This is a genomic window from Sporomusa sp., assembly GCF_057736855.1.
Genome location: NZ_JBYKYF010000021.1, coordinates 17,934 through 20,955, shown reverse-complemented (window position 1 = coordinate 20,955; position 3,022 = coordinate 17,934). Strand labels below are relative to the sequence as shown.

Sequence of the window (3,022 nt, the reverse complement as noted above, 5' to 3'; positions counted from 1 at the left end):
GCGAACTCACTGCCAGCAGAGCAGCAAACAAACTGGTAAGCGCCATCGAACGAGTTCGCATCATTTTACCTCCTTGGCACAAGGCCTGATAGATACATCACCGGCCAACACCCGTTCTATGCCTTGCGCTGTCTTAATAAGTAATGCACCATCAGCATCAATATCAACGGCCAAACCGGTAAAATTCCGGTCAATACCATGCACATCCACCTGCTGGCCCAAAGTAATGGACTGGTTTTTCCACTCGGCAAGCACAGGCGTAAACCCTAAATTTTTGACTGTATTATACCTTTTTTCAAGTTCAGCTAACATGGCGGTCAATAACTTCATTCTTGAAATCTGACTACCGGCGGCAATAGCTAGTGAGGTGGCTGTAGCAGCAATTTCGTCAGGAAAATCCTGCTCAACAAGATTGACATTAATGCCCATGCCAATAACCACATAGTTAATCGCATCCATCTCGGCACTCATTTCGGTAAGAATCCCGGCTATTTTGCGTCCATGCCACATGATATCATTAGGCCATTTAATACCAGAATCTAGGTTTGTTACTGTATGTATTGCCTGATTTATACTAACTGCAGCCATTAGCGTACATTTTGGTGCCTCCATGGGGGCAAACGGCGGCCTAAGCACTACTGACAGCCAAATTCCTTTGCCAAACGGAGAAAACCATCCTCTTGCCAAGCGACCGCGCCCGGAAAGTTGCTCTTCAGCAACAACAATAGTGCCTTCTGGACAGCCGTTAGCCGCCAATTTTTTAGCCTCATTATTGGTCGAGTCAATTTCAGTAAAATAGTGTATCTCCCGTCCCAGCACCGTACTGGTCAAATGGGCCTTAATTTCCTCAGGCAGCAATCTTTCCGTCATTTGGCGAAGTGCATATCCCAGACGGGGATGAGCTTCAATGTCATAACCCGCCTGTTTCAGAAAACGAATATGTTTCCAAACGGCGGTTCGTGATATGTTTAGTATCCGAGAAATGTCTTCGCCAGAAATATACTGTCCTGCATGTTGTTTTAAGAATTCCAAAATTTCCGTCCGCATATCATATTCAACCCCAAAACCCAATATTGTTATCCTAATAATAATCTATTGGTTAACAATTGTCAATCAGAGCTTTTCTCACATTTACACAGCGGTCGGAGTATGATAGCATTCTCTCTAGATACCTGTGCTGTTAAACCTCTTATAGCGAATATAATTTTTTATAGACAGTGTGAGGTGACTTATGGAACAGATTAAAATACTACTGGCAGATGATGAAGCAACAATTGTCGAAGTGTTACAGCTTTACCTCGAGCGGGAAGGGTTTCAAGTATTTACAGCCTTTGACGGACAAACGGCATTGGCCATTGAAGAAAAACACCGCCCTGATCTACTAATCCTTGATGTCATGCTGCCGAGTCGAACAGGCTGGGAGATTTGCGCAGCCATACAGCGTAAAGTACCTGTCATCTTTTTAACTGCCAAAAGCGCAGAAGCCGACAAACTTACCGGTTTTTCCTTAGGTGCTGATGACTACATTACCAAACCCTTCAGTCCCCGGGAAGTTATCGCCCGTGTCAAGGCCGTACTAAGACGCAGCGGTCTGTTAGTCGAGGCCGGAAACTGCATGCAGTTTCCTAACCTCAGTATCGACCTAACTTCCCAAACAGTATCCACTGGCAATATAACAAACCAACTCTCACCCAAAGAATTTGAATTGTTAACGTTTTTGGCCCGCCATGCTAAAATGACTTTTTCCCGCGAGCAGCTCCTTATCAATGTCTGGGGCTACGACTTCGATGGCGCCGACCGTACTGTTGACGCAACCATCAAACGCTTGCGCCAAAAAATTGATAATCCGGAATACAGTTATATCCACACCGTGTGGGGAATCGGTTATAAATTCGAGGTAGTTGCCAAATGATCAAATCACTGTTTGGCAAACTGCTGCTTTCTCATGTCGCGATTATTCTTGTCAGCATGCTGACATTAGGGTTACTCATGTCGTATCTTGTACGCGATCATGTTATCGAAAACAAACGCCGGGACCTCCTGGAAAAAGGTAAAGCTGTTGTAGATATCATTACTCCCACCTTAGTCAAAGGCCAACAACCGCCAGACCGTTGGTTTGAAGCCATGGGTGATATGGTTGGCGGCACCATCTGGCTTATGGACAAAAATGGGAAAGTCCTTGCCGGCCAAGCACCGCAGGGCTGGAGAGGAAAACGTATAGGAAATCTCTCCGAACTATGGGATAAAGCCGATTGGCTGGATTTAGGTAACAGCGGCTCTCAAAAAATATTAAAACCCTGGCGCAATGGCGATCCGGCGATTGTGGCAGCCTTGCCACTACCATCACCGGCATCCGGTCCACCAACTGCATTATTTCTTTACTCTCCACTGAAAGGAGTCACCCGCACAACGCACGCTCTGGGAAATTTGCTGCTATATTCACTAACAGCCAGTGCTTTGGCTGCCATGATTGTCGGACTCTTGACAGCCCGCGGCGTCACTCGTCCGCTGCGCGATATCAGTCAAGCTGCAGCCGCCTTTGCTGCCGGCAACTATGCCAGCCGCACCACGGCCACGCAAAATGATGAAATTGGCGAACTGGGGCGTACCTTTAACGCCATGGCGGCCGAACTGGAACAATTGGAACAAAAACGACGCGAATTTCTGTCAGATGTCTCCCATGAAATTAAAACCCCTGTCGCGTCAATCCAGGCTTTGGCTGAAGCCATGCTTGACGGCCTGGTAACCACAGAAAACCAACGTGTCCGTTATCTTACCAGTATTGTGGCTGAAAGCAACCGAATTAACCGCCTGATTGGTGATTTACTGGACCTTTCCCAACTGGATGCCGGTGAACTGCGACTAGTTGCCAAGCCCATCCAGCTTGCTCCATTTATTGCTAACCATATCGCTACACTGATTCCCTTCTTGGATGCTAACGAGTTAACAATCGATATAAGCATTCCGACCACCCTGCCACCAGTTCTGGCTGATCCTGACCGGCTAGGCCAAATACTTACTA

Annotated in this window: 3 protein-coding genes; 2 read left to right on the top strand and 1 reads right to left on the bottom strand. The window is 46.9% G+C overall.

Annotated features, from left to right (window positions below):
- Positions 1-60: 60 nt before the first annotated feature.
- On the bottom strand, positions 61-1,047 hold the full coding sequence (locus AC29Z1_RS02810; RefSeq protein WP_488269937.1) for a biotin--[acetyl-CoA-carboxylase] ligase: 987 nt from the start codon (positions 1,045-1,047) through the stop codon (positions 61-63).
- Positions 1,048-1,231: 184 nt separating this feature from the next.
- Here AC29Z1_RS02810 and AC29Z1_RS02805 point away from each other — a divergent pair, with 184 nt between their 5' ends.
- The gene (locus AC29Z1_RS02805; RefSeq protein ID WP_488269936.1) at positions 1,232-1,912 is read left to right on the top strand and encodes a response regulator transcription factor; all 681 of its coding nucleotides are present in this window, start codon (positions 1,232-1,234) and stop codon (positions 1,910-1,912) included.
- On the top strand, positions 1,909-3,022 hold a 1,114-nt coding region (locus AC29Z1_RS02800), incomplete at its 3' end, for a sensor histidine kinase (RefSeq protein ID WP_488269935.1). The genes AC29Z1_RS02805 and AC29Z1_RS02800, both read left to right, overlap by 4 nt.